The sequence below is a fragment of the bacterium genome (genome assembly GCA_022616075.1).
In the GTDB taxonomy this organism is placed as follows: domain Bacteria; phylum Acidobacteriota; class HRBIN11; order JAKEFK01; family JAKEFK01; genus JAKEFK01.
Map to the genome: position 1 here is coordinate 1 of JAKEFK010000058.1, position 6,317 is coordinate 6,317.

5 protein-coding genes, 1 tRNA gene and 1 pseudogene are annotated in these 6,317 nt (G+C 47.6%); 4 read left to right on the forward strand and 3 right to left on the reverse strand.

Going from position 1 to position 6,317, the window contains the following annotated elements; all coding sequences use genetic code 11:
* Positions 1–1,487: serine/threonine-protein kinase (locus L0156_04955; GenBank protein ID MCI0602343.1), on the reverse strand; the 1,487-nt coding region annotated here is incomplete at its 3' end.
* A gap of 166 nt (positions 1,488–1,653) precedes the next feature.
* On the opposite strand from L0156_04955, the gene L0156_04960 reads away from it, so the two are divergent.
* Positions 1,654–1,727 (forward strand) — tRNA-Arg (locus tag L0156_04960).
* A 194-nt stretch (positions 1,728–1,921) separates the two neighbouring features.
* On the opposite strand, the pseudogene L0156_04965 reads toward L0156_04960, so the two are convergent.
* Positions 1,922–2,475: pseudogene (locus tag L0156_04965) on the reverse strand (serine/threonine protein kinase).
* Positions 2,476–2,741: 266 nt separating this feature from the next.
* Here L0156_04965 and vapB point away from each other — a divergent pair.
* The 3 genes from vapB to L0156_04980 all read left to right on the forward strand — a co-directional run bounded on the left by vapB (position 2,742) and on the right by L0156_04980 (position 4,145).
* Complete coding sequence (vapB, locus tag L0156_04970; GenBank protein ID MCI0602344.1) at positions 2,742–2,984, forward strand: type II toxin-antitoxin system VapB family antitoxin; 243 nt, start codon at positions 2,742–2,744, stop codon at positions 2,982–2,984.
* 9 nt (positions 2,985–2,993) lie between these two features.
* A complete protein-coding gene (locus tag L0156_04975) occupies positions 2,994–3,395 on the forward strand; it encodes a type II toxin-antitoxin system VapC family toxin (GenBank protein MCI0602345.1) in 402 nt (133 codons plus the stop codon).
* A 162-nt stretch (positions 3,396–3,557) separates the two neighbouring features.
* The gene (locus L0156_04980; GenBank protein ID MCI0602346.1) at positions 3,558–4,145 is read left to right on the forward strand and encodes a VTT domain-containing protein; all 588 of its coding nucleotides are present in this window, start codon (positions 3,558–3,560) and stop codon (positions 4,143–4,145) included.
* Between the two features lie 85 nt (positions 4,146–4,230).
* Here the strand turns inward: L0156_04980 and L0156_04985 are convergent, their stop codons facing one another.
* Positions 4,231–5,718, reverse strand: coding sequence for a mercuric reductase (locus L0156_04985; GenBank protein ID MCI0602347.1), 1,488 nt, complete (start codon positions 5,716–5,718; stop codon positions 4,231–4,233).
* Positions 5,719–6,317 lie beyond the last annotated feature (599 nt).

Below are 6,317 nucleotides of genomic sequence, written 5' to 3' on the forward strand. Positions count from 1 at the left end.
AGTTCGATCGCTTGTTGAAAATAATCACGACTTTTCAAATAATCCGGGTTTCGACGTTTGTTCCAGAAGTAACGTCCTTTCAGATATAGTTCGTACGCCTTCGGGTTGTCCGTATAACGCTTTGCCAATTTATGTTTTTCTTCCCCGCTTAACTCGATGCGCAAATTTTCAGAGATTTCGCGGGATATTTCTTCTTGAATCGCGAGAATATCAGACATTTTGCGATTGTATTTGTCTCCCCAAATGCTGGTATTTTTTCGGACATCAACCAGTTCTGTGCTGATCGCGAGCTCGTCACCTCGACGAATTACGCGTCCGGTAAGGACAGCCTGCACATTTAACTCCTTCCCTGCGGCCTGTACATCTCCTTCACGACCCTTATAGCGGAAAACGGAACTGCGCGACATCACTGTAAAATTCTTCAACTGTGAAAGACTGTTAATCAGGCTTTCAGTAATTCCATCAACCAGATATTCCACATCCGGATCTGCGTTAACGTTCACAAAGGGCAGGACGGCTAAAGTCTGAATCGCCTCTCCTCTGCCTGCAAATTTGTAAACGATGAACGCTCCTACTCCGATGGCCAATGCCGCCAACAAAGCGTGATAAAGCATGAAGCGCTTACGGGTTGGAATTTGTCCCGAAATCCTCGATTGCCCTGATGTTAGTTCAGAACTAACCAGTTTTGCCTCGAATTCCAGTCGATCGCGCAACGTGCGGAGATCAAGAGATAAATCCTTCATGCTCTGATATCGTTTTTCACGATCTTTTGACATTGCTTTCGAAATGATTCGCTGCAGCTCCAATGGCAGATCCGGAGCATAACGAGAAAGCAAGGGAGGATCGCGGGTGAGAATTGCCGAAATGGTATCCGCCTGATTTGTGCCCGCGAAAGGATGATGTCCGCTAACCATCACGTATAAGAGAGTTCCAAAACTAAAGGTATCCGAACGGGTATCCAACTTTTCTCCGCGAAGTTGTTCTGGAGACATATAAAGGAGAGTGCCTACGACGGAACCAGTTTGAGTCAATGTGGTTCGTGTATCCATCTGGCTATCTACGTTGGATTCCGGCGCAGTTGATTTTGCAAGGCCGAAATCCATTACTTTGACCTGACCGCGTGAATTTACGAGAACATTTTGCGGCTTCACATCGCGGTGGATGATTCCCTTGCCGTGGGCTTCCGAAAGCGCTTCGGCAATTTGCAAACCAAGCTCTAAGATCTCTCGAGTTTCGGGATGTTTCGATTGCATTCGTTCCGCGAGTGTTTGACCCTCAACATATTGCATTACGATAAAGGTGAGCCCATCTTCCTCGCCGACTTCGTAAACGCCGCAAATATTCGGATGATCGAGTGTCGCGGCAGCCTGTGCCTCGCGGATCAATCTCTTCCGGGCCACTTCATCTTCGACCAGTTCTTGAGCCAAAAACTTGATTCCTACCTTCCGACCAAGCTTCGTATCTTCCGCCAGATAGACTTCGCCCATACCTCCGGCGCCAAGTTTGCTCAGGATTTTGTAATGCGAAATGGTTTGTGGGGTCACTCTTTGGAAGATTATATTACTTTACAGTCTTGTATCCTTTGCACGATATAATGAATCAAACTTTCGAAGCGCACAAGCGCGCCAGACGCGCAGTCGCATCGACGATCTTGGCCCTGTAGCTCAGCTGGACAGAGCAGCGGTTTCCTAAACCGAAGGTCGGCGGTTCAAGTCCGTCCAGGGCCACCTTTATTTTCAATCGATGTTGAATTCGAGCGAACCCGAAGTCAAATCAGGATGCTTTCTTGGGCCCATCGAGTTTGAGGCTTCGCACCAGTCGATAAAGATGAGCGGGATGAATTCCCAGACTTGCGGCGGCCACATTGAAGTCTTGGTTGGCAGCATCCAGGGCCTTTCGTACAAGCTTTTTTTGTATTCATTCACAGCTTCATGGAAATCCGCTGAGCCCTGTTTGCCGTTGTTTGAATATCATGCAAGGGAAGTTCCGGACTTGCATAATCCGGAGTCATCACACGAAACCCTTTCGCGGTTAAGTCGGAACGATCATTGTCAGGGGAAAGGATTTTTGCAATTCCAAAATCCAGAAGCTTTGGAACTCCATCCGAAGTCACCAGAATATTTCCCGGTTTTATGTCACGATGCACTACGATATTTTGGTGAGCGTAGTGAACGGCTGAACAAACGGTTCGAAACAGATTCAAACGATCGGCCGCAGTGAGACATCGGTTATCCGAGTACTGATCAATCGGTGTTCCTGAACGTGCTCCATGACATAAAACGGGAGGCCATCATCCGTGGTCCCTGCATCCAAGAGTCTGGCGATATTGGGGTGTTCGAGCGCTGCAAGGATCTGGCGTTCCTGACCAAATCGATGCAGAATTTCTTGAGAGTCGCATCCTTGTTTTACAACTTTTACCGCGACCTGTTTGCGATATTGAGCATCGGATCGCTCAGCGAGATAAACAACTCCCATCCCACCTTCGCCGATTTTACGGATCAACCGGTAAGGACCGATCTGATCGGATTTCAACGGGACGGTTACGCTGGAAGGACCTTCCCAGCGTTTCATACTTCTCAAAAAGAAGGGAGTTCTACCTCTCTTTGTAGTTCCGGACGTCCTTCGCAATACTGGGAGATAAACGCGGTTCTGTTCGATGAATCCACTTCGACGGCTTTTCGGAAGCTAGCTTCCGCCTCCGAACGGTTGACTGGCATATGCCGCAGGCATATACTTACCTTATGAAAACAGCGCGATTGTTCAGAAACGGCCGCAGCCAGGCAGTTCGATTACCAAAGGAAATGCGTTTTGATTCTGTAAAAGAAGTTACAGTAAGGCGCGAAGGGAAGTCTGTAATTTTAGAGCCGGTGGAAGAATTTTCCTGGGAAGAATGGTGGAGCAGTTGGAAGCCATTCGGAAAGGATTTCCTTCCAAAAGGCAGACAGCAGCCTCGAATGCAGAAGCGCGATTTTAGTTTTGATTGAAAGCCGTATATGCCCTATCTACTCGATACGAACATCTGCTCGTATGTGCTCAAAAAGAAACCGGGTTCAGTCTATTCCAGATTGGTAAAAACGAAGCCTTCCGATTTGTATGTTTCTGTAATTACGGTCTACGAGTTGCTGACCGGATGTGAAAAGAGTGAGCAGCGAGATCGGCTGCTTCCTGAAATCAAAAGCTTTTTGAGACCATTCTCGCTTCTCACCTTCAAGGAACAGCATGCGTATCGCGCCGCCTCTCTGCGCGCGCACCTGGAGAAGGCGGGAACTCCGATCGGGGCTTACGATCTCCTGCTGGCCGCGCAAGCGCTCACGGATGGCCTAACTTTCGTTACTAACAATACGCGAGAGTTCCGGAGAGTTAAACATCTCAGCCTGGAAGACTGGTCCAGATAAGCGCATAATGATCCGATGCTAATTTGAGCCAAACGACAGATCCTTGATTCAAGAAGCTTTGGCCAGTCATTCCTGCAGAAACGCAAAAGTGTTTTCGCCTTTCTGCCAGAAATTCGGAGTTGTCGTGCGAGAAGACTCAATCCAAATCAATTTAGCGATGGCATGATCAAGAAAATCATTGTACTGGCAATCGTCGTTTCAACAGGAATTGCTATCTTTGCTCTTGATCTAGATGAACTCGTAGCGCCCGAGAGAATCCGAGGTTATTTGAAGTCTGTTGGACCGCTTAAAGCGGCGCTTCTTTTTGTCGTTGTGTATGGTCTATCTCTGAGACCTTTTATTCCGGTACCTCCGACAGCTTATACAGTGGTTGGCGGAGCAATTTTCGGCGTATGGCTTGGAACGCTGCTGACGGTTTTGGGGGCTACTATAAATGCAGTCCTTACATATTACATAGCGCATGTCCTCGGTGATGGCAAGTTTCAGGATTGGTTGAAGGAAAGGAAGAGTATGAGTGAGGTATTAGAAAAAATCAGAAAGGCAGGTTTCAAAACCATTTTTTTAATTCGATTGTCACCAGTGGGCCCTCCTTATGATCTAGTTTCATTTGCAGCAGGATTCGCGAGGATACCTTTTGGGAGTTACTTGTTAGCGACCATTGTGGGAATAATCCCCGCGACTTTTCTGTTTTGTTATCTTGGAGAAAGAGTCTCCACTGGTGAAATCCAGAAAATGCTGATTCCATTCTAATCATCGCGGGGGCCTTCTTTTTTGTTCCTTTGTATCTCAAACGAAGAAACAAAAAGAGCATTTGATGAACTATCTGCCACAAAGCTCAACGGGTCAACTCAAGCCATTTTGTGAGAATTCTCTTGGCCACAGGCGTCAATCGGGCTCGGTAATAAGACACTGCAGCATGCTTAACAGCTTCCGATTCCGTAGGATAAGGGTGAATGACGGATGCGAGCCTCTTCAGGCCGACTCCGTTTGTCATTGCAAGGGTAATCTCATTAATCATTTCCCCGGCATGGGCAGCGACGATCGTGGCGCCAAGAATTTGATCCGTTGATTTCTTTGTGTGAATCTTGATGAAGCCCAGCTCTTCGCCATCGGTGATGGCCCGATCCACATCCTTTAAGGGAACTTTGAATGTTGCTACTTCTATACCTTTCTTTTTGGCGTCCTGTTCATACATTCCGACGTGTGCGATCTCGGGGTCGGTATAAGTGCACCATGGCATGGAAAGTGAGCTTAGTTTTTTTCGGCGATGAAAAAGAGCATTCTGCAAAACGATGGTGGATGCGGCTTCGGCTGCATGCGTAAACTTCCATCGCATGCAAACATCGCCTGAGGCGTAGATCCGTTTGTTTGTTGTTTGAAGGTAATCGTTCACCAGAACGCCTTTGCGAGAGTTGTATTGGACGCCTGCTGCCTCCAGTTTTAAACCTTCCGTATTTGGAACCCGGCCGGCGCCAACAAGGATATCGCTTACTTCAATTGTTTGCTCTTTGTCATTCACCGAGAAATGAATGCGCCGGCTTTGGTTTTTCTCAACTGTTGAAATTTGGGAGCTCAAAAAAAGCTGAATGTTCTCAGCCGTCAGAACGGTCTGCAAAACCTCTGCGGCGTCAGCATCTTCGCGGTCCAGAATGTGATCTTTATTATGAAAGACGAATACCTGTGATCCGAGCCGCGCAAATGCCTGCGCGAGCTCGCAGCCGAGTGGGCCACCACCGATTACCGCAAGCCGTTCCGGTAAAGAAGTGATTTCAAAAATCGTCTCATTCGTAAAATATCCGGCCTCTTTCAATCCAGGAATTTCTGGAACATCGGGGCGCGCTCCTGTAGCGATTACAGCTTTCTTGAAGCGAAGCAGCGCTCCTTCAACGGAAATCGTTTGTTCATTGACGAAACTGCCCTGACCAAGAAACACATCCACCCCCAGATCTGTAAATCGCTTTACAGAATCATGGAAACTGATTTTTGCTCGCACTGATCTAACCCGTTTCATGACTCTTTCGAAATCAATTACGGAATTGGAGGTCTGAATGCCAAACTGATTAGCAGAAGCAACGGCTGCGGCGGCTCTCGAACAACGAATGAGTGCTTTGGAGGGAACACATCCCGTATTCAGGCAATCCCCGCCCATGAAATGCCTCTCCACAAGAGCTACCTTTCCGCCAAGAACCGCGGCCCCTGCTGCGCAGACGAGTCCCGCTGTCCCCGCGCCGATCACGACGAGATTGTAGCGCTCTTCTGGTTTGGGATTTACCCAGTTCTTCGGATGAGCGTTCGAAATAAGAATTTGGTTTTCAGCATCCATTCGAATTATCCGATGAATCTTTAACAGCCAAACTATGCCACAAACTGATCTATGCAAGCCTCAGTATCGTAGATTGTAAAGCCCATTACATTCGTCGAAGAAAACATCAACACTTGACAACAAATTGTGCGATAGAGCATTCGTCTGCCTTGTTTTCGTGGGATTTACGCCCCACAATCGTGTTGAGGGCGCGTAGAAGAAGCGGGTGGTCATGAAGTTAACAGTCCTTGGTTTCTTTTTCCAAAATTATTATGGGCGCGTATAGCCTTGCCCATGGGGCCGAGTATGCTAGCTATACGTCGATTATCCGGACACTCTTGTAATCCTTTTTCTGTTGATCGGTCCATTTGTTGTTTCAGCCTGGACTGAAACCAAGACTCTTCTTGAAAACTTTACGAATGGTTGGGCTAACGATTGGGATGTGAAATTGCTGTACCGCCGGCGTCCCGCCGGCATTTTCATCTGTGTTCATCTGTGGTTTAACTTTCTGAAACGGACCTATAAACCGTGTATTCCTCAGACCAATCTGTGATTGCGAATGAAACATGCCGGTAGTCTCTGCGAAAATTCTCCAACAGCGCTTTTTGAATTTTGAGGGC